This is a genomic window from Pontibacter sp. HSC-36F09, assembly GCF_024171605.1.
Taxonomy (GTDB): domain Bacteria; phylum Bacteroidota; class Bacteroidia; order Cytophagales; family Hymenobacteraceae; genus Pontibacter.
In genome coordinates, this window is the sequence record NZ_JALKAA010000003.1 from 435,162 (window position 1) to 461,440 (window position 26,279).

Below are 26,279 nucleotides of genomic sequence, written 5' to 3' on the forward strand. Positions count from 1 at the left end.
GGCCCCGCATGATGCGGAGCCCTTTGTTTGATTTACGCTTTATATATAACCAGACTAAGCCAGTTTCACATTTACCGCGTTTAGTCCTTTTTTGCCCTCTTTCACTTCGAATGTTACTTCGTCGTTTTCTCTGATCTCATCGATCAAACCTGTTACGTGTACGAAGTACTCTTCGTTTGTTTCACTGTCTTTGATAAAACCGAAACCTTTGGTTTCATTAAAGAATTTTACTTTTCCGTTACTCATGATATGTTGTTGTTAATACATGTTAGACACTGCATAACGGTAAAACGTTCATAGTATGTTGCAACTTTTTGCAAAAAACTTTAAAATATGCTTCTGCGCACGCTCAAGGCCTATTATTTTTTTCAATTTGCTTTCTCGTATGCATAGTCGTCCAGAAAAAGGCATAAAAAAATCCGACAACATGGAGTAGCTGCCGGATTTTTCGGAGGTATGAATGTTGTACTGTTTAGCCGTAGATTTGGTTCAGCAGACCCGCCAGTCGAATGCCCGCCTGCAGGATGCGCTGCTCCACGGTGCTGAAGTTATCATAGCTGTAGCGGTAGCCCAAACGACCATCTTCCGGCAGGCTGTATACCTGCTCTCTTAGCTGTACCGACTCGTAAGCCCACTCACGCACGCCGGTAGACTGCCAGGCTTTCACCTGATCTTTGGAAGGAGTACCGACAAATAGGGCCAGCTCTGTAAAGCTCAGGTTTTTGCCGTCGATCATGTCGCTATCCCATACCCGGTGCAAATTAGATGGCTGTCCGAACCACTGCAATTTCACAGCATTCCCGCCTGTATCACCTTCTTTGCCCACATGTAGTGGTTGGTGGAGGTCGCCTACCAGGTGCACCAGGTACTTGAGGTATTCCTCTTCCTGCTTCGCATTCAGGTTGCCGGCTTTTAGAACAGTCACTAGTTCCTCGATCTTCATGATGATGTCACCGTTCGGGTTTTTCTCGGTCTGATCGTAAGTCTTGCCGCCCGGTACAGTTACCCAGTGCCAGTCGTGTGTGTGGTTATAGGCTTTGTCAGACTTGATATCATCCATCCAAACCGACACTTCAGCCAAAGAATTATCTGCCAGAATCCTGTTGATTTTCTTCTGTGCTTTTTTCTTCAGGTGCTGCTCTGCTATCAGGCCGACGGCGCGGTGTCCGTTTTGTCCCCAGGCCATTGCCTGCGACACAAACAATGGGAGAAACAGCAGAATACAAACTATTTTTTTCATCGATAAAATTATTGGATTTTTAATGCTGCAAAACAAAGGCTTTTTTGCTTAATTGTGTAGAATAAAGCTTATTTCTTTTAGAGAATGGCTTTTCCGGCTTTGGTTTGAGAGGCACGTGGCAGTTGTGAAAGCTCATATTTAGACTTAGATTACCGCTATGAAAATACTCCTGACAGGAATCCTTATGATGACAGTATTGGTAAATGCAAGCGGACAGGATCGTAAGCGGGCTCGGGACTATGGCATCCGGATCGGGGTGCTGCAGCCCGGTACGAACAATGCCATTACAGATGTGGCCGGTCTGCGGGTTGGGCACACCACTTTGGTGCAGAAAGATAATGTACGGACCGGTGTGACGGCTATATTACCACATAACGAAAACCTCTTTCAAAATAAAATACCAGCCGCAGTCTATGTAGGTAATGGTTTCGGCAAACTGGCCGGCAGCACACAGGTGCAGGAACTCGGTAACCTGGAGTCGCCGATTATTCTAACCAACACCCTAGGAGTAGGCACGGCCATGAATGCCGTGGTCGGCTATACCTTGCAGCAGTCCGGTAACGAAGCGGTGCAGTCGGTGAATGCGCTGGTGGGTGAAACGAACGACGGCTACCTGAACGACATCCGCGGCCGTCATGTGAAAGAGGAGCATGTGCTGCAGGCGATCAATCAAGCAGCAGGCGGACCGGTGGCTGAAGGCAATGTGGGGGCAGGAACCGGAACAGTCTGCTTCGGGTATAAGGGAGGAATAGGAACAGCATCGCGCAAACTGCCCGCTAGTCTGGGTGGCTATACCGTGGGTGTGCTGGTACAAAGTAATTTTGGTGGCGTGCTGCAGATCGACGGCATACCTGTAGGAGAGGAGTTAGGTAAGTTTTCGTACAGCAAACAGATATTGGAAAGTGCGGATGGTTCCTGCATGATCGTGGTGGCAACTGATGCGCCCGTGGATGCCCGCAACCTGGAACGTATCGCCAAAAGAGCTATGCTGGGCCTGGCCAAAACAGGTGGAATCGCTTCCAATGGCAGCGGCGACTACGTGATCGCATTCTCCACCAACGAAGGGCTGCGTATACCTTATCAGTCTGAAGAAAAAACACAGACTTTCACGCTTCTGCGGAATGATGAGATGTCGCCGCTCTTTATGGCTACGATTGAGGCAACCGAAGAAGCGATCATCAATTCGCTTCTTCGGGCTGAGACCATGAAAGGGCAAAATAATAACACGGTAGAAACACTTCCGATCGAATCCGTTATCAAACTATTAAAGAAACACAATGCCATCAAACGATAAGCTTTTCGCCTACAACCTGGGCCAGATCGTACCTCTGAGCGAGGCGCGACTGCATGTCAGTGACCTTTCCGTGCAACGCGGCTACGGGGTGTTTGATTTTGTGAAAGTGCAGCAGGGCTGTCCGTTGTTTCTGGACGAATACCTGGACCGCTTTTATCAATCGGCACAACTGATGCACCTGGAGGTACCGCTGTCAAGGGAAGAACTGAAGCAGGTGATCGCCGATCTGATAGAGCGTAACCAATTGCCGGAAGCCGGTATGAAGATGATCCTGACCGGTGGTTACTCCGAGGATGGCTTTACACCGATGAACCCCAATCTGCTTATCACACAGCTCCCGCTCACGCTGCCTTCCCCCGAAAAAGTGGCCAAAGGCATTCCGATCATGACGCATGACTACGTGCGGGAGGTGCCGGAAGTGAAAACGATCAACTATTCCATGGGTATACGCCTGCTGCAGGAACAAAAGGCCAGCGGGGCAGAAGAGGTGCTATATGCTAAAAACGGGATTGTCTCTGAATTTCCACGCTGTAACTTCTTCCTCGTGACGCATGATGATACCGTGGTGACACCCGCCAAGAATATCTTAAAGGGAATCACCCGCAAAAATGTGCTGACGCTGGCTGGCCGCAGGTATAAGACAGAAGTGCGCGACATCCGGTTAGAGGAAGTGCTGCAAGCCAAAGAATGTTTTCTGACCAGCACCACTAAGCGTGTGCTACCCATTGTTCGGGTTGATGACATTTTGATTGGTACAGGCAAGCCGGGCGAAGTGAGCCTGCAGTTATTGCAAGATCTGGTGGACCTGGAAAATGAGCAAGTGGCTGCTTTGAAAAGCAAATAACCACTCAGAACTCTTATGAAAACTTAAAGCCGCTAACTATTTGATAGGTAGCGGCTTTTTTTTAGTAGAAATCAGATTTTCTTCAGAATCGGCCTGTATATAGTAGAGAAAAGGCCTTTGCTATGAAGAAATACGTTTACTGCTTTTTCATGAGTTGGTTGTTGCTCCCCCCGGTGTTCGCTCACCAGCCTCAAATCAAAATTCCCCACATTCCGGATACCACTGTTGTCGAACAATTAGCTGACACAACCACGCAGGTGACTGAGACAAAGAAACTCAGCGAGTTCACCAGAAAAGCAGCGATACCTGTTCTGCTGATCGGGCTGGGGGTGAGCCACATGGATGATGAAGGGCTTTTCGAAGGAAGCCGCGGCCTGCGCCGGGTCGTTCGGCGCGAATACGCCGATTACAACACCCGTGTGGACGACTACCTTTACCACATGCCGTTAGCACTGACGGTGGGGCTAAACCTGGCAGGCGTAAAAGGGGAGCACCACTATGCAGAACAGGCACTATTACTGGGCATGACGCACTTCGTCAACAGGGTCATCACCAACAACCTCAAATCCATCACGGCCATCAACCGCCCTGATGGCTCTAGCAACGATGCCTTTCCCTCGGCGCACACCAGCAAGGCTTTCGCATACGCTACCTTTTTTCACAAGGAGTATGGAGGGCGCAGCATCTGGTATAGCATAGCAGGTTATTCCGCGGCCACGGCCACGGGTGCAATGCGCATCCTCAACGATAAACATTGGCTATCTGATGTGCTGGCCGGAGCAGGTATAGGAATCCTATCGGCGGAGGTCGTATATATGGTTTACCCCAGACTTCAGGAGATCATAGATCGCAGTTTTCACAGCAAGCAGCAAAATAAACTGATCATGATGCCTTATTATGGTGGCGGGGCTGGCGGTATTGCCCTGGTATGGCAGCTGCATTAAAGCAAATCGCCCGACACATGGGGTGCCGGGCGATTGTTCTAGTTGATGCTTTTGGTGTATTTCAAAATGACCCCTTTTCCTTTTTTGCCGCCCTCGCTGGCAATGTACATGGCGCCGTCCTGATCAAAGGTCAGGCCCTCGGCCTGCCGCAGCTGCGACTCGTCCAGCTCCAGGGTTCGGGAAAGCTTCCCATCCTTCGTCATCGCATAAAGTCGGTTGTTGACCGCATCGAGCAGGTATAGCGTGTTGTCAGACGGGTGCTTTTCGAGGGAGGAAGGCTGCAGCACATCGTAGTCCGACTTCTGCTTTTTACCCTTCTTTGGTGGCTCTACCTGCTCCAGCGATATGTTGATGACTGGCTCTGACTGGAATTTATTGGAGTCCAGCGAAAAAGCGTAAATGGCTTTCTGCATTTTCAGTTTCGGGTCATGGCCTTTAGGAGCCAGTAGGAGCTGGTTTTGTTCCTGGTCATAAGCAAGGCCTTCTATGTTGATCGTAGCTGGAAAGGAGGCTTCGTATACCTTGACATTCGGCTTCTGGCCCATAAATCCGGCTACTTCAAAGAGTGTTCCGTCGCTCCGCACAATGTAGGCATTCTCGCCAGCTATGGCTATACCTTCGTAGTCGCCAGGTCCTGCAAACGGGATTTCTTTAGTGATCGCTTCCTGTTGCAGGTCATAGATGAAGATCTTGCCTTCTTCGTCCTGCACACAGGCCATAGTGCCATCCGGGAGGAGGGAGATGCCCGACACTTCACGCAGTTCGGCGGGTAATTCCCAACGTGTATCTGCCATACCCAGGTCATCTGCTGTTGTTTCATTGTCGGCAAGTGGCAGGAGGGAAGCAGACTGATTCAGTATCCTGGAAGCAGGGAGTGCAGATTTCTCCATCAGCTCACCCGCTTCATTGTATCGCAGCCAGATGTCGCGTCCACTTTTTTCAAGCTCCACCACGAAGCTGGTCACGTTGTTTTCCTGCACGCGATGTACTTCCTCTATTTTGTAGCGGTCAAATTCCTGCTGCAGTTGCGCCACCACTGTTTTCGGGAGGTACTGTTCTTCGATCTCTTCGGTATAGCTGATGAGTGTGCCGTCCTCCCGGAAAAGAGCTTTCCGCTCCCGGCCGCTTATCTTGAATTCAGCTTCGTATACGCTATCCAATCGCTCCCAGTCCACTTGCTTGATGGTGGGGTAACTCTCCACAAATTTCACTTTTACGGCATCGGGTACGTTTCGGGCGGACCAGATCTGATCGCAGCTGCTGAGGGTGGTGCCCGCTACAAGCACCATTGCCCATAAATATGTATGTTTCATTTTTAGCTTCATAATTCTTTCGTGTATCTGATAAGGTATACAGACCGAATTTGAAGCAATTCTGAAGAAACGCGATTTTATGAAATATTTTTTTGAAACTTCAGCCGGAGCACGTGCAGGCCCTCTTCGTAGGTATAGGAAGGTGTGAGCTGGTAGAGCTCGCTGATTTTGCTGACCAGAGCCAGTCCAATTCCCATTGATCCGGAAAGTTTGTTACCACTTCTGAAGCGTTCAAATAAAGTCACAGGCTCTTCCTGCAGGGGCTCACCGGAGTTCTTGATGCAAAGCTCATCTGCTTTCAGGCTGATCCGGATAATGCCGCCTGTGCTGTTGTGCCGGATGGCGTTGAGCAGCAGGTTGGAAATCAGGATCTCGCACAAACCAATGTTCATCTCCACAAATACAGGCTGCATGGCTTCGATCTCTACCTGAATGTCGTGCATCAGCATCATCTCGTGCAACTGGTCGAGTTGCTCCTGCAGCAGTTCGTGTAGCGGGATGACTTCGTTCTCCGAAAACTCCCGGTTCTCGATGCGGGTGAGCAGAATCAGGGAGCGGTTGAGGCGCGACAAGCGGTTGATGGAGGCATGCATCTCTTCCAGCATGGATGCCTGCGCCTGCGTCAGATTATCGGACTGCATGAAGAGCTCCAGTTTGCTGCCTACAATGGCCAGCGGCGTCTGTATTTCGTGCGAGGCATTTTCGGTGAACTCTTTCAGGTTGAGGTAGTCGTTGTGGATCTTGCCGGTCATGGCCTGCAGCACTTCGTTGAGCTCCTGAAACTCCTGAGTATCGGTTGGTTTGAGCAGCAAGGGTTTTCGCTGTGTCAGGCTGTAGCGCTTGGCCCGCTCGAGCGTGTCGTAGAAATTGCGCCAGTTGTATTTGTTGATGAAGTAGTTCACCCCGGCCAGCCCGATAAGCAGCAACACGAAGATCCAGGCCATTGCCAGCATGGTACTCTCAAAAAGGTCCTCAAAGTCCATCAGCGACTTTAGGATGGTATACTCGAAGGGTTTGCCGTCCTGGTAGGTGGTGAAGGTGAGCTTACGGAAGGGCACATACTCTTCGTCGTAGGTGCTGAATATAAGCGTGTCCGACAACGCTTCGAGGGCTCCTGCATGGGCGCTCGTTTCCCTCACAATGATGGCTTCCGATATGCCAGAGGTCACGTTGGGTAGCTCGTTGTGACTCCGGATGTATTCGATGATGTTCTCTTTGTCCGTGAAGAGTTGGTCGTCAACTTCGTCGTAGATCTCCGTCTGGAGGATCTTGTAAAAGCTCAGGCCACCCAGCAAAAACACGATAACGGAAACCAGAAGATAGTAAAGACTGGTCTTGGTGAGTATGCGCATCAGAAGCTGAATTTATAGCCCATCCCGTACACGGTCGTGATCGGGTCTTCACCACCGGCCTCCACCAACTTGCGTCGCAGATTTTTGATGTGCGTGTACACAAAGTCGAGCGAATCAAGCGATTCGATGTGGTCGCCCCACAGGTGCTCGGCAATAGAGTCTTTGGTTAGCACCCTGTTTTTGTTGGTGACGAAGTAGAGCAGCAGATCATATTCCTTTTTGGTCAGGGTAAGTTTGCGGCCCTGCACCAGCGCCTCAGCCGACTCCGGGAACACTTCCAGGTTTCCGATCTTAATTACCTTCTGCCCGTTGAAGTTCCGGCGCCGGATAACGGAGCGCAGCCTGGCGTTGAGTTCGGACAGATGGAATGGTTTAGTCAGGTAATCGTCTGCGCCCAGTTCTAAGCCGGTTATTTTATCGTCAAGGGCGTTTTTAGCGGATATAATGATGATACCCGTATCCGGGTTGTTCTTCTTGAGCAATCTCACCAGGTCCAGCCCATTGCCGCCCGGCAAGGTGAGGTCTACCAGTACACAGGTATAGTGCTGGTCAGCGAGCATACGGGAACCGTCGTGATAGTTAAGGGCCGTATCGCAGGTATAGCCACCCGCTTGCAGGTAGGAAACCATGGAGGCATTCAGGGCTTGCTCGTCTTCAATTATCAGGAGTTTCATCCATTCGGTTTATTTCACGAAGTATACGGAAAGAATCTGAAGACAATCTGTTTCGAAGCTTCGGAAGGCAGGTATAGGCCAATACGTGCGGACACTGCCATAGGTATATATAATATCTCAAGGTATACCATTAACCATTTCGGAGGAAGGAGACTGCTGGATCAAGGTATAGCCCAATGCCGTCAAATTAAGCACTTTTCTGTCATTTCGAACTGGGGGTGGAGGCACTCTATTAGTGAGAAATCTGGAATATAGCCAAGGTCTTGAAATAAATCAGATCTTTCCTATCGTCGAGATGAAGCTTGAATTGATCATTGCTTATTTGACGGAATAAGGTATAGCCCGACTTTCTCCTGACTTCGGGAAAACACAAATTGCTCCAGGTCTAAGGGCTGTCCTGGGTTAGAACCAGCGAATTTTCCGGTTCTTTTTCTCTTCCTGCCTACGCTTTTTTTCTTCCTTTTTTCTTTCGCGGTTGCTCTTGGCCTGGTTTTTCCAGTCTTCGTAGGTTTTCACGACCGTGTCGGCAATCCGGTCAAAGATGTTTTCCGGTTCCGGTGGACCTTCGCGGTAAGACGGGCAGCTTACCATTTCTTGCAGGTGAGAAGGGAGAGGAGCAAATCGGCCGGTCCGAAGACTGGCAAACTCTTTGTCCTGCGCCACGCGACGCATATACTCTCCCCATACAGGCATGGCTGTGCGAGATCCTTGTCCCTCGGTGATCGTTCTGAACCTGACCTTCGGACTTTCTGCCCCAACCCAAACGCCTGTGACCAGTTCCGGGGTGATGCCGATGAACCAGCCATCGGCATGCTCCTGCGAGGTGCCTGTTTTACCGGCAATGTCCATGCGCAAGCCATACTCTGTCCGCAGGCGGGCAGCGCTGCCTTCTTCTACTACACCCTGTAGCAGGTGCAGCATAACGGCCGCGTTGTCGCGCGACAGCACACGCTGTGTGCCACTTCGGCTACGGTGCTGGTGAATGACACGGCTTTGCCGGTCCTCAATACGATCAATGTAAATGGGTGCTGTTTTATAACCCCCATTGGCAAAGGCCGCATAGGCGCTCACCATTTCCAGCAGCGAAAGGTCAGCGGTGCCCAGGGCCAGCGAAGGTACCCGTGGCAGGTCTTGTTGTATGCCCATACGCTTAGCTAGTGCCACGGTCCGGTCAACCCCGGTCTCGAGGATCAGGTGTGCAGATATGGTGTTCACCGATTGGGCCAGGGCACCCCGCATGGTATACTCTCCGCCGTACTGTCCGTTGGAGTTTCGGGGTGACCAGTCCTCATATTCCGGGTAGGTGGTGAGCTCGTTCGGGAAATAATCGCAGGGCTTTATACCTTTCTCCAGCGCAGCGGCATACACAAAAGGCTTGAACGTGGAGCCCACCTGGCGCCGGGAGCGCACATGGTCATATTTAAAAGCATGGTGGTTGATGCCGCCCACCCAGGCGCGCACAAATCCCGTGGCAGGCTCCATTGACAAGAGTCCAGTGTTCAGGAAGCGCTGGTAATATTGCAGCGAGTCCATTGGCGTCATGGGCTTGGTGGTGCTGCCTTTCCAGTTAAATACCTGCATGTTGACGGGCTGCCGGAAGTTTTCCAGTATTTCGGCTTCATCCGCACCACCTGCTTTTAGTTTTTTGTAACGGTCAGAGCGCTGCATGGCCAGCTGAATAACCGAGGCATCGGAGCCCCATGGTTTGCGGCCTTTCCAGTGTGTATCAAACTGCTGCTGCAGCTGGGCCATTTTTTTGCGCACTGCCTGTTCGGCATGCCGCTGCATACGCGAGTCAATTGTGGTGTAGATCTTGAGTCCGTCTGTGTACAGGTTGTAGGGCTGACCATTCTGCTTGCGTTGTGTAGCGGCCCACTGCATGAGTTCCTGCCGAAGTTGCTCCCGGAAATAAGGAGCCACCCCGTCGTTGTGGGTGATATAGCGGTAGTTTAGCTTAAGCGGTATTTTCTTCAGAGAATCAGCTTGTTGTGGTGTAAGATAATTATACTTGGCCATTTGGCTAAGTACCACATTACGACGCTGCAGCGAGCGCTCCGGGTACAGGCGAGGGTTATAACTGGTAGTCGCTTTCAGCATACCGATCAGCACAGCGGCCTGCTCTGTCTTGAGCGAGTCGGCGGTTGTATTGAAAAATCGTCGGGAAGACCGCTCGATGCCGTAGAGATTGCCTCCCATGGGCACTGTATTCAGGTATAGCTCCAGTAATTCCTGCTTGGAGTAGATGCTTTCGAGCTTGCGCGCGATGATGATCTCGCGCAGCTTATTGATCGGCATTTCCCAGATACGGCGGCCTTTGCGCGGAAAAAGGTTCTTGGCCAACTGTTGGCTCAAGGTACTGCCCCCGCCGGCACTTTCCTGACCCATCAGCAGCGTCTTCACAAACACACGCGCTAAGCTTCGGGCGTCCACGCCGCTGTGCTCGTAAAAGCGCACGTCTTCGGTCGCAACCAGAGCATCGATGGCAACGGGCGCAATATCGTCATAGCGAATGTTGGTGCGGTCCTGAATGTAGTAGCGACCCAGTAGCACATTGTCAGCAGAGTATACCTCAGAGGCCGTGTTGTTCTGGATCGCTTTCAGTTGCGCGCGAGAGGGTATGGCGCCGCCCACTATACCTGTGAACACGGTAAGGTAGAAGATCGTGAAAGCGAGTACAAGAAAAAGAGCACTCTTCAGGGCAAAACGCAGGATAGCGCGCATATCTGACATGCGTGGCTTCAGGGGGTTAAACTGACGTATAGCTTGTCCTTTCTGCTGCCAGTATGTGGCTGTGAATTTGGGCTGCTGGCTCTTAAAAAAGAGGCGAAACTGTGTGCCCAGAAAGGTGAGAACAGGTACAAGGAGACCGTAAGTGATTAATTTTATTAGCTTTACGAGCAAACGCTTCATATAAGATTAGTTTTGCACAACTGCTGCGGCAGCTGCAGCCAAAAGGCAGGCAATAACCACGCCATACCTTGCCTTGTTTTTCAGAGGCCATACGAGAGAAATACTCTTCAGGACGTCCGGTTTTGGCAATTGCCATGGCTAATAACGCAATAAGACCACATAATATTCATTTTTCTCTGGCGTATTAAAACTCCTGTGTACAATAACTCTCTTGTTTTAACTCCCATCAAAACTAAACAGCACGTGCTATTTAGCAGCTCATCTTATAAAAACAGAAAACTCCCTGAAACTAAAAAGCCTTTAACTGAAGATTAGTTAAAGGCCTAATTTACTGGTGATTTTGTGAGAAAACGTCAGGTATAACAGTACGCAATTCTAATGTCGGGAGATCAGATTTTAGAACAGCTGTTGTAATTGATAAGGCAGACTATACAAACTTCCATTCAGAAAGAATCCTTAACTAAGCAAAAGAACTTAATCTTGCTCCAACCAATCCAATGCATCTTCTTCTGCCAAAAAGTATTGTGCCTGATGGTCTATTGCGGCCTGCTTCAGCTTTTTGCCAATATTTTCGCTGCTCATTTGCTGCAGGGCATCAGCTGAGGTGATCACTGCCAGCTTTCTCAGATTCATTTTAGGTAGCATTTGCTGCGATGTAGTGATCAGCCAACCCTGGTCTTCGAGTGTGAGCACGCCGAGGCGCTGGTTATTGAGCAACAAGCGCTCTAGGCGATGCGCTACCAGGGCGCGTCCCGCCTTCAGCATTCCGTAGCGGTATTGACGGCTTTGTGGTGCCTTCTTCCAGCGAATATGCATCAGGCTTTTCGCCTTATCCAGCAGTATAGACACAAAATCGGTTTCGATGGTGATCAGATCCGGAAGGGGCTCCGGTATACTGGTGGGATTGCCCTGTTGGGCAGGTGCAACCGGTACGGAGGCATGTCCCTTGGCCTTCAGACCCGCGCGTATAAGCTTCAGGTTAAAATGGAGGGGTATTTGAATAAATTCTTCGTTGACGATCGCCTTGTAGTTGTCCCGCAGCAGCCAGCGCAAGCCTTCTTCCCAGTTATCAAATAAACAGGCTTCGTAGGGCATTTCCCCCAGGGTGAGCAAGGTCTGTCGCATCATAGTATTCATCTCGCTGGGTACCACGCGGGCCACCCGCCGGATGGAGGTATACTGCAGTGCGTCGTACATGAATTTCTTCGCCCATTGCTGATCCTCTGTCGTTACATTGTATTCGGCAGGTATTTCAACCAGCAAAAGTTCTGCTTTAAGAATAGCTGTAGCACGTGCCAGCAAACGAATCGACTGCTTTAGTTCAGCAGAAGTAGTAAAGCGGTTCCATTTTGCACAAAGCAGCTTGTAATGCGGACAAAAACTTACGGAAAGGATGTCAGTCTCATGCTCGGTTGTGGGTGAATAAGATGATTTAAAACCAGCATACTGAGGCAATAGATTTTTTGAAATATTGGTACTCATATTCATCATTTGTTTCATAAGACAGGAATCCTGTCAGTAGGTATAGGCAGCGGGGTATTGTAGTTCAATGCATTAGCAACCGCAATATAAGTATTTGAGTTCAAGGAATTTATAATTTTATGTGGGTTGCTCTTTATACCGTTCGCTACAGATTCATTCACTGGCAAAATCCGGCTGTTCACCTGATGCCAGCAAACATTGACCATCAATACGATCCTCCAACAAAGCCAAAAAATTTCAATTCAGCATACCCATTACAGCTCGCTGCGTAGTATACTTTCTAAACTACTAAGCTGAAATTTATGAGAAAGGAACGTAGATTGCCTGATATTTCGGAGACGGATGTTGTACTGATTGGTGCTGGAATAATGAGCGCTACGCTGGGTATGATGTTAAAGGAACTACAGCCCGATTTGCGGATCACGGTACTCGAAAGGCTTGATGTAGCAGCAGCAGAAAGCTCCGACGCCTGGAACAATGCCGGAACGGGCCATGCTGCTTTCTGTGAGCTAAACTACACCCCAGAAAAAGCCGACGGCAGCATCGATATCGCCAAAGCAGTCAGTATTTCCGAATCGTTTGAAATATCGCGGCAGTTCTGGTCCTACCTCATACAGGAAAATATGATCGACCTTCCGGGTAATTTTATCAATAGTATTCCGCACATGAGTTTTGTGTGGGGTGATGACAATGTCAATTATCTCCGGAAGCGCCATGCCGCCCTCACTTCCTGCCATCTTTTTGAAGGTATGGAGTATACAGAAGACCTGGATGAGCTGAAGCGCTGGATGCCGCTGGTGATGGACGGACGTGACCCGCTCGAGAAAGTGGCAGCCACACGCATGGACCTAGGCACAGATGTGAATTTTGGGGCGCTGACCCGCTCTATGTTTGAGCGACTGGGCAAAATGGAAGGGGTAAACCTGTACTTCGGCTACGATGTTCGTAAACTAAAGCAGCGGCCTGACAACAGTTGGAGTGTTCGTGTTCGACATCGGGAATCAAGAGATAAGCACAGGGTAAGCGGAAATTTTGTTTTTATTGGGGCAGGTGGAGGTTCTTTACCCTTGCTGCTGAAGTCAGGTATACCTGAAGGAGAAGGTTTTGGGGGCTTTCCGGTAAGCGGCCAGTGGCTCAAATGCATTAACCCGGATGTAATTGAGCAGCACAAGGCCAAGGTATACGGCAAAGCTTCTGTAGGCTCCCCGCCCATGTCGGTGCCGCACCTGGATACCCGCTTCATCAATGGCAAGCGCGAACTGCTTTTTGGGCCTTATGCCGGCTTCACCACCAAGTTTCTAAAAAACGGTTCTTTCTTCGATCTGCCGCTGTCCATCAAAGTAAATAACCTACGTCCGATGCTGTCTGCCGGCGTAAAGAACATCCCACTCACGCAATACCTGATTGACCAGGTGCTACAATCATCAGATGAACGGCTAGAGGCGCTACGTCAATACTACCCGGAGGCAAGGGGCGAGGACTGGAAACTGGAAGTGGCCGGGCAGCGGGTGCAGGTAATTAAAAAGGACCCGGAGCATGGCGGTGTGCTGGAGTTCGGTACTGAGGTAGTTGCTGGTGCTGACGGGTCGTTGGCGGCGCTGCTGGGGGCGTCTCCGGGGGCTTCCACAGCTGTTTCCATTATGATCAACCTGCTGCACCGCTGTTTTCCGGAGAAGATGCAATCAGCAGCCTGGCAGCAGAAGCTGAAGCAGATGATTCCGTCGTATGGGGAGTCGCTGGCCGATGATGCTGCGCTGCTCCACAGAGTACGCAGCTGGACCGGCGAGGTGCTCGGTTTGCAGAAAACGGTAAAGGGCAAGGTATAGCTCGGGGAAATTGTCAGTGCTATACCTGCTGCTCAGTCTGTCCACACAATTTGGTTGGCGATGTATTCTTATACCTGCCGGACAAGCTAGGTGAAGGCAAATCACATAAGGTTCATAAGTATTCTACTTCTATACCTGATAGTGAGGTATAGCCAGCTGTTCCGGTTCGATACTTACAACACAAAAAGCCCTCCCGATAGCTCGATCGGGAGGGCTTTTTCATAGGCAGAGCGCCAATTACCAGATTCTGATTCTTTCTTCCGGCGATTTGTACAGCTTGTCACCTGGCTTCACATTAAAGGCCTTATACCAGGCATCCATGTTCACCGGCGCACCAATTGTGCGGTACATGCCTGGTGAGTGCGAATCTGTCAGGATCAACTGGGCAGCAGTTTCAGGCAGGATATTCGTTCTCCATACCTGTGCCCAGGCCAGGAAGAAACGCTGATCCGGCGTGAAACCGTCAATTTTCTTCTTGCCCTTGCCTTGCTTGGTCATTTTAAAGGCTTCGTAAGCAGCACTCAGGCCACCCAGGTCACCAATGTTTTCACCCAGTGTCAGCTTACCATTCACATGGATGGAATCCAGCACGGTATAGCCATTGTACTGCGCAACCAATTGGTCAGCTTTCTCCTGGAAACGGGCGCGGTCTGCATCCGTCCACCAGTTGCGCAGGTTACCGTCTTTGTCGTACTGGCTGCCGGAGTCATCGAAACCGTGGGAGATCTCGTGGCCGATCACAGCACCAATACCACCGTAGTTCACCGCGTCATCAGCATTCGGGTCGAAGAACGGGAACTGTAGGATACCGGCCGGGAACACGATCTCGTTCATCACCGGGCTGTAGTAGGCGTTCACGGTAGGAGGTGTCATACCCCACTTGGTTCTGTCAACTGGTTTGCCCAGCTGGCTGATCATGTCGTTGTAACCCCACTGGCCGGCGTTGCGCACGTTCTGGAAGAAAGCATTGCGGTTTACTTCCAGTCCATCATAGGTTTTCCACTTTTCTGGGTAGCCCACTTTCGGACGGAAGGTAGCCAGTTTAGCCAGGGCTTTATCCTTTGTTTCGGCAGACATCCAGTCCAGACCTTTGATGCGGATCTCGTAGGCTTTGATCAGGTTAGCGATCATTTCGTCCATACGGGCTTTCGCTTCCGGCTTAAAGTGTTTCTCTACATAGAGTTGGCCAAGTAGCTCACCTATAGTGCCATCTGTCAGCTGCGACATGCGCTGCCAGCGTGGTGTCTGTACCTTCTGGCCAGATAGTGTCTGGGTGAACGCGAAGTTCGCATCTACAAAGTCAGAGCTCAGGTATGGCGCTGCAGACTTGAGTACGTTGAACTGAAGATAAGTCTGCCAGTCGGCTACCGGCGTAGCGGTTAGCATACCATTTAGCTCCGTGAAGAACCTTGGATTGTTTACCAGGATCGTGTCTTCACCGGTTACTTTCAGCTCCGTCATCAGCTGCTTCCAGTCCATGTTTGGCGTGGTTTTGCTGAAGTCGGCTACGGCAAATTTGTTGTAGGTCTTGTGCGGGTCACGCATCTCTACACGGGCCATCTGCGCGGCTGCCATTTTCTTTTCGATGTTGAAGATGGTCTCGGCGTTTTTCTTCGCAGCAGCCTCGTCTGTACCTGTCAGGGTGAAAAGCTTGGTGATGTAGGTTTTGTAGGCATCCTGAATGCGGGTGCTTCTTGCATCATTCTTCAGGTAATAGTCACGGTCTGGCAGGGTAGTACCGCCCTGGCTCAGTTGCGGGATCATCACCTCTACGTTCTTGCGGTCCTGGCCTACATAGAAGCCAAACATTGGGGCAGCGGCACCTGTGCTACGCAGTGTTGCTACTTCATGCAGCACACCGTTCACATCCTGTATACCTTTGATGCGCTCCAGGTCAGCTTTGATAGGGGTATAGCCGAGCTTCTCGATGGCAGCGCTGTCCATGGCAGCGGCATAGAAGTCACCCACGCGGCGTTCTACCGAACTGGCCGGTGCGCTAGTTTTGGCTGCAGCGTCTTTCAGGATTGTGCGAACAGCGATGATGTTGAAGTCGCGCAGCTGGTTGAAACTACCCCAGCGGGTTTCCTTGGCAGGCACCGGGTTGTTATTCAGCCAAACGCCATTAGCGTAGGTATAGAAATCGTTGCCAGGCTTCACGCTCAGATCCATGTTCGACTTGTCGATGAACTTGGCCTGGCTGGCAGGTTTGCCGCCGTTCTGGGCCGTCGCCTCAAGAGAGCAGAAAGTTGCCGCGCCGAAAAGCAAAAGTCTCAGGCGGTTTTTCCAGACAGACGACTCTCTCACGGTCTGAGACAGATTAGTAGTGTCTTTTGTGTTTTTCATGTTAGATTGATTGTTTTAAAATGCTCAAACAGAAGTCCTGCTAGCAGGACTCTTTTGAATGGCCTAAAATAAGGCAAATAAGCGAAATAATGATGTTTATTTTTTGGGTAGCCCGTGTTAAGGCGTGTCTTACCTGTAACACAACAAGCCCGTTTTAAGTTTAGCAGTCAATTTTGGTGCCGTTAACCAAGTATCTTACAATAATAGCTAATGATTCACTTGTCTGCTCATCAAGATCCGCGGACTTTGATCCAGGTAGTAATCTGTTACTTCTTCCAGCACGCTGAAACCAAGACGGGTATAGATGCTGATGCCGGCGGCATTGTCAGGGTGCACGGTCAGGTATAGGTTTGTTACACCCCGGGACTCCATTGTGGACATGGTAGCAGCCATCAGTTTCTCTCCAATGCGCTTGCCCCGGTGCGTTGGCAGCACACCAAGCGAGAGCAGCCAGCCCTTTTTGTTTTCATGGTCCAGATGCGACAACATATAGCCTACTACCACGCTTTCTGTTTCTGCTACCAGCAGGTAGTCGCCCGAGATATCATAGAGCTGGCGCAGCACAAAAAGCGGATAACTGTCGGCCCCGAACAAAAGCTGGTCAATTGCTTTTATACCTTTCAGGTCGCTCAGTTCGGCTTTGCGGATGGTCAACATAGTATAGACTTATTGATTTCTACCCTTGAGCAGGTTGATGCTGATGGTGGCCATATCAGAGTCCGGGAAGCGATGGAAGACACCTTTCTCAGGGTATAGACCAGCCTCGCCCGCTACTTTATGGAATACTTCCACCTCAACAATGTATTGATCTGAGAATCCATGTGTTGCATCGTAAGCAGTGGCTGCTGTTTTACCCAGGTTAGCGGCTGCCAAAGCAGGGGGGATGGTATGCAGTTCCATGGTCAGCAACCCGAACTTATCCACATAGGGCGTCCATTTTTTGAGGTGCTCCAGCAGGTTGTCTTCTACTTCGTTGTTGGGAATGCGTTTGCCCCGGAAAGCGAATGAACCGGTCGACTTGCTCAGGCGATTTTCGTTGCGCTGCGCAGGCTGCTCCCAGATGCGGTTGTGGTCGAGGAAGGTTCGCACGTTCAGCAGTTCTTTCAGATCAATGTTGTAGTTATCGCGCAGGTCCTGAGACAGCAGATCCGGACGACCGATATCGCCCCAGATCACTTTTGCCCAGATGTCCGCTTTAATCAGATTGGCCCGTGTCACTTTTAGCGCCGCCTGGTTGTAATCGGCTCCAACCAGAAAGAGCGGGTACTGGTCCAGCATTTTCCCACGGGCGGTCTGCCGCTCGATCACCTCGAACATGTGCTGTAAAAAAGCTCCGTTTCCGCAACCCATGTCCAGTATACCTTTGGGCTGCTCGTGTATGGGCCGGTTAAAGAGCTCGATAATGATCTCGTCAATAACATTAAAGTAGGTAGCGTGCGCTCCGCCGCTTCCCCACACGTTCATTTCGCGGTCCACGTGCAGTTCAGGCGCTCCTTCGGGTTTATTCCAGAGTACGTTCGGATTACCAAACAGCAGCTCATCCATTTGGCGGAAAGTCGGAATGTAGGAAACCGTTACCCCGTACGCGCTGCCTCGCTTTGCAAAGAAAATGCCTTCATCGGTATACTCATACTGGTCGCGCACCTTCCGGAACCAACCCAGGTGGGCAAACAGGTCCAGAATCTTACGGAAGTCTTCGTGGTTTTCGTGGAATTCCTCGGGACTGAAGCGGCTTTCCATGAAGTATTTGTGAAACATACCGTTCATGCCCAACAGCACAATAGTCGGTCCCATCAGCAGGCCTTCGATGTGCTTTAAAACCTGCTCCTGCACACTACGTTCTTCCGGATTCTCTGAAATTTTCAGGCTATACCTATCTTTATACCTGTCGGCCACTTGTGCCCAAAGCTGGTAGGGTTCCTTTTCGAACTTGCGCGGGTGGTAGTTGCCAGACACTTGCATAAGCTTCACAACATCCTCATACAGGTATATCAAAGGGAAAGCTATTCTCCCACGATCAGTAATGCGAAAGGTGACCTGGTTGGTGGCATTATTGAGGTCCTGCTCCAGCCAGCCCTGCGAGCAGAGCACTCGCAGCGCCACATTTAGGTAGCCGTCGTTGGCCTTAAATTGAGCTACCAGTTCGTCAAGGGACGCTTCCTCCTGTTGCAGCATGTAATCCAGCACACCGTGCTTTTGAAGGCTATAGGCCGTAGGAGCCGTCACGATACCATCCAGGTGACGGAAGATAGTTTCGCGCAGTTCGTTTTTGCTTCTCATATTAAATAGTAACTAATATCATCTTTTTGACTAATCACTGTCATATTTAAATGATTGAAAATTACGGAATATTACATCATCAAACTAAACCACCTAACAAAAATGAAAAGTTTACATGTAGCCTTGATAGCTATTGCCTTTGGTCTGATGACCTCGTGCAATACGGAAAGCCAGCCCGAGACGGCTGTAGCAGCCCCTGAAGCAGAAACCGAACAAGCCGCAGGACAGTCTGCCGTAGCTGATGACCAGTCGCAGCAGAACGTGGTGCAGATCGCGGCCGGATCGAAGGATCACTCTACGCTGGTAGCTGCCGTTAAAGCAGGCGGGCTAGTGGATGCGCTCTCCAATGCAGGCCCTTTCACGGTATTTGCGCCTACCAATGCCGCTTTTGATAAACTGCCGGCTGGTACAGTAGACGACCTCCTGAAACCAGAGAATCGCAGCAAATTACGTAACATCCTGCAGTACCATGTATATGTGGGCGTTATACCAGCTGAGCGTTTTGACAACGACATGACACTTGGGCAGGTAAACGGAGGCCGCGTGAAACTCGGTCTGGAAGGTGATCAGCCAACTGTCAATGGCGTCAAGATCATTGCTTCTATACCTGCATCAAACGGTATCATTCACGTAATAGACCAGGTCTTGTTGCCGGAATAAAGAAATTTATCGCTTTGCAAGAATACAAAGCCTGTGCATAAGAGATTTATGTACAGGCTTTTTTTTATATAGCATAAGGCTGATTTTAAACTTTAACATATTTTTTAGAATATATTTTAGTTTGTTTACGTACTATGTTCTGAATTAAGGCTTACCCGAGTTTCCACTTTAAAATCAGCGCATGATGAATCACACACCTTTTCAAAACTATGTGAGATGGGGCGCCCTGGCATTGCTGCTCAGTTGGAGTGCCTGCGGCCAGCGGACCACGACCCAGTCTCCCGACACCACCACGGCAACCGCGGAGAGTGCCCCCGTAACCACGGAGAATACAACGACCGAATCGGCCTATCAGATTCCAGTGGACTATTATACCCTGGACAATGGTTTGAAGGTTGTACTGTCCCAAGACAAAACAGCCCCGATCGCCACCATCGCTGTGTACTATAATATCGGTTTTCGAAACGAGCCGAAAGACCGCACTGGCTTCGCTCACCTGTTTGAGCACATGATGTTCCAGGGCTCTGATAACCTGGGCAAGATGGAGTTTATTCAACTCATTCAGAAAAACGGTGGCATTCTGAATGGCTCTACCCGTTTTGACTTCACCAACTACTTTGAGATCGTACCGGCTCATAAGTTGGAAACCATGCTCTGGGCGGAGGCTGACCGCATGAAGGGACTCAACATCACACAGGAAAACCTGACCAACCAGCAGGGTGTGGTGAAAAACGAGGTGAAAGTGAACGTGCTCAACCAGCCCTACGGTGGCTTCCCCTGGCTAGACATGCCGCAGTATGCCAACAAGAACTGGTACAACGCACATAACTTTTATGGCGACCTCAAAGACCTGGATGCAGCCACGCTGGTGGATGTGCAGTCATTTTTCGACACTTTTTACTCTCCAAACAATGCGGTGTTGGTAATAGTGGGTGATTTCGAGACGGGCGATGCCAAAAACTGGGTGCAGCAGTACTTCAGTGCTATACCTTCGGTTAAGTTGCCGGAGCCAGTAGACCTGACCGAACCGCGGCAGGAAAAAGAGCAGCGCTTTACCAAAGACGACAAACTGGCCAACCGACCGGCCCTAGCTTTTGCCTATCACATGCCGGAACGCAACTCTCCGGAGTACTACGCCATGGGCTTGCTTGACCAGATCCTGCTGCAGGGCAATGATAGCCGACTATACCAAGCGCTGGTGCAGGAGCGGGGTTATACCGCTAGTGTAGACGGAGGCATCAACGCCTATTTAGGCAATATGTTCAATTACAACGGACCTATGCTCTGGATGGGCAGCTTGATACATGACCAGAACGTGAATGCCGATGAAATTGTGAAAGTACTGGACGCGGAGATACAGAAACTGCAGCAGGAAGGAATTGACCAGGAGTTGATCGACCTGGCGATCGTGAAGATGCGCTCCTCCCTTTACGATCAGGTAAGCGCCTCCTCAGGTTTCGGCAAAGCTGATCTGCTGGCCACCTTTGCCTTGTTCGACGATGATCCGGCACGTATCAACCGCCTGGAGTCAGAGTTCCGGAAAGTGACACCAGAGCTGCTCCGCAAGACCATCGAGGAGTACCTGCGTCCGACCAACCGCACTGTTCTTGTTGTTAACCCACTCGCAAAAAGCTAAGCGCCATGAATAGAAATATCTTCACAATTGCCTTGAGTGCTATCCTGACCCTGTCGGCAGGTATGGCGATGGCTCAAAAGCAAACGCCACCCGAAGGGGGCCATCCAAAGGATTTTAAATTGCCCGCCAAGCAGGAATTTGACCTGAATAACGGCATGTCTGCTGTATTGGTGCCTTACGGCGATGTACCGAAGGTGGTGGTCAGTATGGTGGTACAGGTAGGAAACGTACACGAAACTGCCCAGCAAAACGGTCTGGCCGATATTGTAGGCAACCTGATGCAGGAAGGCACCGCGACACGTAATGCTACGCAGCTTGCCCAGGAGGTTGCCCGATTGGGTGGTTCGGTGTCGGTGAGCGTCGGTCCTAACGAGACATTTATCTCCGGTTCAGCACTGTCGGAGTATGGCCCGGAGCTGGTCGGGATCATGGCGGATCTGCTCAAAAACCCGGCTTTCCCAGAGTCCGAGATGGCGCGTATAAAGAATGACTTCAAGCGCCAGAACAATCTACTGCGTCAGCAACCGGGCGCTATCGCACAATCGAAATTTAGAGGGGCGCTCTATCCCAACCACCCCTATGGCCGTGATTTCCCGACTGATAAAATGATTGATGGCTTTACCAGGGAGCAAGTGCAACAGTTTTACGAGCAGCAGTTCGGTGCCGACCGCACCACGGTATACGTAGCCGGTAAGTTTGACCAGGGAGCCATGAAGGACGCACTTACCAGTCAGCTAGGCGATTGGCGAAAAGGGGCAGCCCCTCAGATCACCATTGCGAAGCCAGTCACTAAAAGTGAGATGATAGTCATCGATAGGCCGGGAGCCCCGCAGTCGACCATTGTTTTTGGTCTGCCAGTGGTGGATCCTTCCCATCCCGATTATATGGCGCTGCGTGTGACAAACTCCCTGCTGGGTGGTTCCTTTGGTTCCCGCATCACCCGCAACATCCGCGAAGACAAGGGCTATACCTACTCACCTTACAGCACACTGGCTGCCCGCTACCGGGTAGGGGACTGGGCGCAGGTAGCCGACGTGACCACCGAGCACACAGGTAACTCACTTCGCGAGATACTGCATGAAATAAACCGCTTAAGTACGGAAGCACCTTCTCCGGAAGAACTGGAGGGTATCAAGAACTACGAAGCGGGACTATTCGTTCTGCGTAATTCTTCCCCCTGGGGCATTGTGTCGCAGCTTAATTTTCTGAAGTTGCATGGTTTGCCAGATTCTTTCCTGGAAAACCAGGTACAGAATATTCACGCGATCACCCCGCAGCAGGTGCAACAAACCACCCAAAAGTACATGGCACCGAAGAACATGACCCTGGTGGTAGTGGGGGATAAGAAAGTGATTGAACCACAACTGAAGAAGTTTCAGGCAGAATTGAAAAAGAATGCGCTTTGATTAGGCAGTCTTTTACACAAAAAAGGGCGCCCGGACCATAGCCGGGCGCCCTTTTTTGTGTGTGGTAATTACAAAATAAGAACGGACTCCTTTATCAGGAGTCCGTTCTCTATTGAAAAGATTAGTTTTTATAACAATTAACTTTTCAACTTTTAGCCATTCATTTATACGGTAGCAGTTTTGCAGAGGTTACACATCTTTTGAAATTATTTTTTATTTTTCATTTATGAGTAGGCCAGGCTTACCAGTAGATAGTGCTGATGAAGGCTTTAAGCAGTCATTAACGAGATCCAGCTCTTAGAAAACATACATTTCAGAGTAGTTCCTAAATTGTTTAGACCGAATTCAGCTATCGGAGAAATTGGGAGAATTATAAGAAGTCGTTATAAATTGGACAAAAAAAGAAGAGCTCCTTCGAAAAGGAGCTCTTCTATATTGAAAAGATTAGTCTGTAACAATTAACTTTTCAACTTTTAGCCGTTCTTTTATACGGCGGTATTTTAGGTCGGGTTACGTTTACCCAAAAAATATTTTAATTTTAGTTGTTGTCCCGGTTGTTATCGTCATTATTGTCATCAACATCCACCTTTTTAGTATTCGTGGTGGTGTCATAATCCACAACAGTTTCTGTTACTTCGTACTCGGTAGCAACAGAATCCCGATCAACTACTTTTTCAGTATCGCTGGCTGTAGTACCAGTTCTGTCTGTGTTATCGCAGGCTACCAAAGCCATAGTGCCAAACAGCATACCGAAACCTGTATATAATATCTTTTTCATGGTCTTATAGTTTTAACTTTGTTATAATACAATGTTCGCCTTTTAGTAAAGCAGAACATATGTTGATTAATTGTACGGTATTGCCGGTGTAAAAGGTTGTTATTCAGTATGTTTTAGTTTGCATGTTCTTGATAATGTTCTATTTAAAGCAGAACTCTCAATGTTCCCGCCCGTTTCAGGATTTAAGCTTGTACAAATTAGCTACCTTTCCTTTTTATGCTGCGTGTAGGTATGGCACTCAGCGGATCTTCTGGCCAATGATGCTTGGAGTAGCGCCCGCGCAGGTCTTTTCTGACCTCAAAATAACCGGTATTCCAAAAACTACGCAGGTCACGGGTTACCTGTACGGGGCGTGAAGCGGGAGATAACAAGTGCATGAGCAGCGGGACCTTACCTGCCGCAATCCGGGGGGTGTCGAGCAGCCCGAAGACCTCTTGCAGGCGCACGGCGAGTACGGGGGTAGTGGGGTTAGTATAGTCCAGCGCAATGCGGGAACCACTGGGTACCTGCAGATGCGTAGGAGCCAGCTTGTCCAGTTCCTGCTGCTGTTCCCAGGTTAGCATAGATAGCAATATCATATTTAGATCGAGCCGGCTGACCTGTTCCATACTGCGCAGGCCTGCCAGGTGCGGAAGGAGCCATTGTCCTATGGTCTTTTCCAGCGCCTCGTCTGAGACATCCGGCCATTCAACTGGTGCAATCTGTTGTAAAAATGTGATCCGCTGGCGGGTTCGAACTGCTTCGTCAGACCATGGGAGGCGTGCTATACCTTTGTCCTGCAAGGCCTTCATGAGCGCTGCTGCCAGCTGCTCCGGATCAGGTTGTGTCAGCTTTTCTTCTAGTACCAGCGCTCCCAACTTGACAATGCGTCGGGCCTGCACACGCCCGCCGGCATCATCCCAGCGAACCTCCTCGGTTTGTATGAGTTGTGCGTCGAAGTATTCAAGCACTTCGTCTTTGCTTAGCGGTGCAGCCAACAGAATGCGTGGGTGTTGCCCCGCATCGAGGTGGGCGATACCATAGTAGTTCGCTTCAGAGAATAACTCAGTAGGAAGTGAGGCAATCTGCCCTGCGATCAGCCGTACCTTGCCCGTGCTCTCGCGCTGCGCCAGCCGGTCGGGGTAGGCCAGAGCGGTGAGGAGACCGGCAGCATGCACTTCGATCGTTCCTTTAGGCGCACGAAGTCGCTGCCGCAGGTGCTGGGCCTGTTCCTGCACGCGCCGTATGGCGTTATCGTCGCGCACGAAGCCGGGCATGGGAGGGCGCTTGCCCGCCAGTAATTCTAATCGCAACGCCAGATCTGGCAGTGGCGTACTGAACGGCTGTTGCGCCCGGATGATGTCGCGCTCAGCTAGCAGTGCGGCCAACGTGCAGGCCGTTTCGGTTAGTCCGAGTTCGTGGCCCCGGATCACCAGATGCCCGAGACGGGGCGTGAGTCCCATAGAGGCGATGGCCTTTCCGTGGGCTGTAGCCTGACCCATACTGTCAATTGCTTCCAGTCGCAAAAGAAGGTCACGTGCCAGGGAAAGGGCTGCAGCAGGCGGTGCGTCCAGCCACTGCAGGGTGGTTACGTCTTTCACGCCCCACAACGCCAGCTCCAGCGCCAAACCCGATAGGTCAGCCTCACAGATTTCAGGGTCCTGCCGCTCGGGCAGTTGCAACTGATCGGCATTGGACCAAAGCCGGTAGCAGACACCGGTACCCAATCGTCCGGCTCGACCGCGACGCTGGTCAGCGGCTGCTCTGGATACAGGTGTGGTGACCAGTGTAGTGAGTCCGGTGCGGGGCATAAAGCGCGGCACTCGGGCATAGCCGCCGTCCACGACAATTTTAACGCCTTCTATGGTTAAGCTGGTTTCGGCAATGCTGGTAGCAAGTACTATTTTTCGGTTACCGGCGGGGGATGGCTGGATGGCTGCCATCTGCCGGCTAAGTGCGAGGTCACCATGCAACAGGTGCAGTTCTACATCGCTTGGCAATCTACTTTCCATCTGTTCAGCTACCCGGCGCATCTCGCCCATACCTGGCAGAAAAACCAACACGTCCCCGGCAGGCTCTTCGCGCAGCGCTCTGAAAATGGCTTTGGGCACAAGCTGCTGCAGACGCTCAGCGGGCCGTGTACCGGATGCGGCAATCTCAGCTGGGGTCAGGTAGTGGGTTTCGACAGGGTAGAGGCGGCCATCGCTCCGGATAACGGGGGCCTGCAGCCACTTGCCTATACCTGTTGCGTCGAGGGTGGCGCTCATGATCACAATGCGGAGGTCGGGGCGCAGGACGGCCTGTGCGTCCAGCGCTATTGCCAGGCCAAGGTCGGCCTGCAAGCTGCGTTCATGGAACTCATCGAAAAGGATAGCGGAAATACCTTCCAGGGCGGGGTCCTCCTGCAGCATGCGGGTGAGGATGCCTTCCGTCACGACCTCCACACGGGTGCGGGAGGATACGACATGCTCCATGCGCACCCAGTAGCCCACGGTCTGGCCGAGCGGCTCCTGCATCAGGTCAGCCATCCGCTGCGCAGCGGCACGGGTCGCCAGTCGCCTGGGCTCGAGCACCAATACCTTACCACCCTGCATCCAGTCGGCTTGTAATAAGGCCAGTGGTACCAGTGTCGTTTTACCTGCTCCCGGGGGGGCTTCCAGCACAGCACGATTGGTGGCAGCAAGTGCCTGCAACAGGCTGGGGAGGGCTTCCTTTACGGGGAGCTCCGGCAATTCAGGTATAGAAAGGGCGTACGACATGTCGCCGCAATTTCCGAAAAATAAGTTAAACTTATCAGGTGGTGCTTTCTGTAGAAGCTTCGAAAAGTTTGAGAGCTTCTTCGTTGCCGACCTGGGCAGCCATTTGCTGGGCTGTCAGGCCGCGAATGTCGCGCAATTCCCGGTTGGCACCGTTTTCGAGCATAAACCTGACCATGTTGGTACGGCCGTACATGGTGGCAAACATCAGGGCAGTGCCACCACTGCCGTTCTGCAGGTTAAGATTAGCGCCGTATTCCAGCAGGAGCTCGGCTATACCTTCATAACCATTGAAGCACTGACCCATAAGGGCGGTATTCCCGGCCAAGTCCTGGGCGTTTACATCAGCACCCGCTTCCAGCAGCATGCGGGCTGCCACGGGCTGGTTGTTGTAGGTCGCAATGATCAGGGGCGTAAAACCGCGCGGACCCTGTTCGTTTACATCAACGCCTTCGTCAATCAGTTGTTTGAGGAGGGGGAGATCGCCGCGCCGGGCAGCGTCGAACAGAATGTCAACGGGTCTTGTAGAGGAAAAAGTCATCGGGATAAGGGCTTTTGGTCT

The 26,279-nt window shown here is 50.9% G+C and carries 20 protein-coding genes; 7 read left to right on the forward strand and 13 right to left on the reverse strand.

All coding sequences use genetic code 11. The annotated features are described in order from the left end of the window. Nucleotides 1-54: 54 nt before the first annotated feature. Together L1278_RS11780 and L1278_RS11785 are read right to left on the reverse strand one after the other, a co-directional pair. Complete coding sequence (locus tag L1278_RS11780; protein WP_007659836.1) at nt 55-246, reverse strand: cold-shock protein; 192 nt, start codon at nt 244-246, stop codon at nt 55-57. A 226-nt stretch (nt 247-472) separates the two neighbouring features. Next, a complete protein-coding gene (locus L1278_RS11785) occupies nt 473-1,240 on the reverse strand; it encodes a S1/P1 nuclease (RefSeq protein WP_253404393.1) in 768 nt (255 codons plus the stop codon). Nucleotides 1,241-1,397: 157 nt separating this feature from the next. Here L1278_RS11785 and L1278_RS11790 point away from each other — a divergent pair, with 157 nt between their 5' ends. The 3 genes from L1278_RS11790 (at nt 1,398) to L1278_RS11800 (ending at nt 4,322) form a co-directional block, all read left to right on the forward strand. Continuing rightward, nucleotides 1,398-2,534, forward strand: coding sequence for a P1 family peptidase (locus L1278_RS11790; RefSeq protein ID WP_253404401.1), 1,137 nt, complete (start codon nt 1,398-1,400; stop codon nt 2,532-2,534). Continuing rightward, entirely contained in the window at nt 2,518-3,378 is an 861-nt protein-coding gene (locus L1278_RS11795) for an aminotransferase class IV (protein WP_253404409.1), read from the forward strand. The genes L1278_RS11790 and L1278_RS11795 overlap by 17 nt, the downstream gene beginning before the upstream one ends. A 122-nt stretch (nt 3,379-3,500) precedes the next feature. Continuing rightward, nucleotides 3,501-4,322 (forward strand): phosphatase PAP2 family protein, encoded by an 822-nt coding sequence (locus tag L1278_RS11800; protein WP_253404411.1) that lies wholly within the window; start codon nt 3,501-3,503, stop codon nt 4,320-4,322. A 38-nt stretch (nt 4,323-4,360) separates the two neighbouring features. Here the strand turns inward: L1278_RS11800 and L1278_RS11805 are convergent, their stop codons facing one another. The 5 genes from L1278_RS11805 to L1278_RS11825 form a co-directional block, all read right to left on the reverse strand. Beyond that, entirely contained in the window at nt 4,361-5,635 is a 1,275-nt protein-coding gene (locus tag L1278_RS11805) for an SdiA-regulated domain-containing protein (RefSeq protein WP_253404413.1), read from the reverse strand. Nucleotides 5,636-5,712: 77 nt separating this feature from the next. Next, a complete protein-coding gene (locus tag L1278_RS11810) occupies nt 5,713-6,987 on the reverse strand; it encodes a HAMP domain-containing sensor histidine kinase (RefSeq protein WP_253404415.1) in 1,275 nt (424 codons plus the stop codon). Further along, nucleotides 6,987-7,661 carry a response regulator transcription factor gene (locus L1278_RS11815; RefSeq protein ID WP_253404417.1) on the reverse strand — a complete coding sequence of 225 codons (675 nt, stop codon included), beginning with the start codon at nt 7,659-7,661 and terminating at the stop codon, nt 6,987-6,989. The genes L1278_RS11810 and L1278_RS11815 overlap by 1 nt, the downstream gene beginning before the upstream one ends. A gap of 402 nt (nt 7,662-8,063) precedes the next feature. Beyond that, nucleotides 8,064-10,571 carry a penicillin-binding protein 1A gene (locus tag L1278_RS11820; RefSeq protein ID WP_253404419.1) on the reverse strand — a complete coding sequence of 836 codons (2,508 nt, stop codon included), beginning with the start codon at nt 10,569-10,571 and terminating at the stop codon, nt 8,064-8,066. Between the two features lie 474 nt (nt 10,572-11,045). Further along, the gene (locus L1278_RS11825; RefSeq protein ID WP_253404421.1) at nt 11,046-12,053 is read right to left on the reverse strand and encodes a hypothetical protein; all 1,008 of its coding nucleotides are present in this window, start codon (nt 12,051-12,053) and stop codon (nt 11,046-11,048) included. 302 nt (nt 12,054-12,355) lie between these two features. Between L1278_RS11825 and L1278_RS11830 the strand changes: the two genes are divergently transcribed. Then, nucleotides 12,356-13,879, forward strand: a complete 1,524-nt coding sequence (locus tag L1278_RS11830) for a malate:quinone oxidoreductase (protein ID WP_253404423.1) — start codon at nt 12,356-12,358, stop codon at nt 13,877-13,879. A 237-nt stretch (nt 13,880-14,116) separates the two neighbouring features. Here L1278_RS11830 and L1278_RS11835 read toward each other — a convergent pair whose 3' ends face one another. The 3 genes from L1278_RS11835 to L1278_RS11845 form a co-directional block, all read right to left on the reverse strand. Then, nucleotides 14,117-16,048 carry a M13 family metallopeptidase gene (locus L1278_RS11835; RefSeq protein WP_253405052.1) on the reverse strand — a complete coding sequence of 644 codons (1,932 nt, stop codon included), beginning with the start codon at nt 16,046-16,048 and terminating at the stop codon, nt 14,117-14,119. Between the two features lie 381 nt (nt 16,049-16,429). Continuing rightward, nucleotides 16,430-16,879: an N-acetyltransferase gene (locus L1278_RS11840; RefSeq protein ID WP_253404426.1), complete on the reverse strand. Its 450-nt coding sequence runs from the start codon at nt 16,877-16,879 to the stop codon at nt 16,430-16,432. A 9-nt stretch (nt 16,880-16,888) separates the two neighbouring features. Beyond that, nucleotides 16,889-18,502 carry a class I SAM-dependent methyltransferase gene (locus tag L1278_RS11845; protein WP_253404428.1) on the reverse strand — a complete coding sequence of 538 codons (1,614 nt, stop codon included), beginning with the start codon at nt 18,500-18,502 and terminating at the stop codon, nt 16,889-16,891. A gap of 102 nt (nt 18,503-18,604) precedes the next feature. On the opposite strand from L1278_RS11845, the gene L1278_RS11850 reads away from it, so the two are divergent. The 3 genes from L1278_RS11850 to L1278_RS11860 all read left to right on the forward strand — a co-directional run bounded on the left by L1278_RS11850 (nt 18,605) and on the right by L1278_RS11860 (nt 22,204). After that, nucleotides 18,605-19,162: a fasciclin domain-containing protein gene (locus L1278_RS11850; RefSeq protein WP_253404430.1), complete on the forward strand. Its 558-nt coding sequence runs from the start codon at nt 18,605-18,607 to the stop codon at nt 19,160-19,162. Between the two features lie 181 nt (nt 19,163-19,343). Further along, on the forward strand, nt 19,344-20,798 hold the full coding sequence (locus L1278_RS11855; RefSeq protein ID WP_253404438.1) for a pitrilysin family protein: 1,455 nt from the start codon (nt 19,344-19,346) through the stop codon (nt 20,796-20,798). Between the two features lie 5 nt (nt 20,799-20,803). Continuing rightward, nucleotides 20,804-22,204, forward strand: a complete 1,401-nt coding sequence (locus L1278_RS11860) for a pitrilysin family protein (protein ID WP_253404440.1) — start codon at nt 20,804-20,806, stop codon at nt 22,202-22,204. Nucleotides 22,205-22,742: 538 nt separating this feature from the next. Here L1278_RS11860 and L1278_RS11865 read toward each other — a convergent pair. From L1278_RS11865 to L1278_RS11875, 3 genes are all read right to left on the reverse strand, one after another. Further along, nucleotides 22,743-22,982, reverse strand: coding sequence for a hypothetical protein (locus L1278_RS11865; protein WP_253404442.1), 240 nt, complete (start codon nt 22,980-22,982; stop codon nt 22,743-22,745). A gap of 197 nt (nt 22,983-23,179) precedes the next feature. Then, the gene (gene hrpB / locus L1278_RS11870; protein ID WP_253404444.1) at nt 23,180-25,720 is read right to left on the reverse strand and encodes an ATP-dependent helicase HrpB; all 2,541 of its coding nucleotides are present in this window, start codon (nt 25,718-25,720) and stop codon (nt 23,180-23,182) included. Between the two features lie 34 nt (nt 25,721-25,754). Then, nucleotides 25,755-26,258, reverse strand: a complete 504-nt coding sequence (locus L1278_RS11875; RefSeq protein WP_253404452.1) for an ankyrin repeat domain-containing protein — start codon at nt 26,256-26,258, stop codon at nt 25,755-25,757. Nucleotides 26,259-26,279 lie beyond the last annotated feature (21 nt).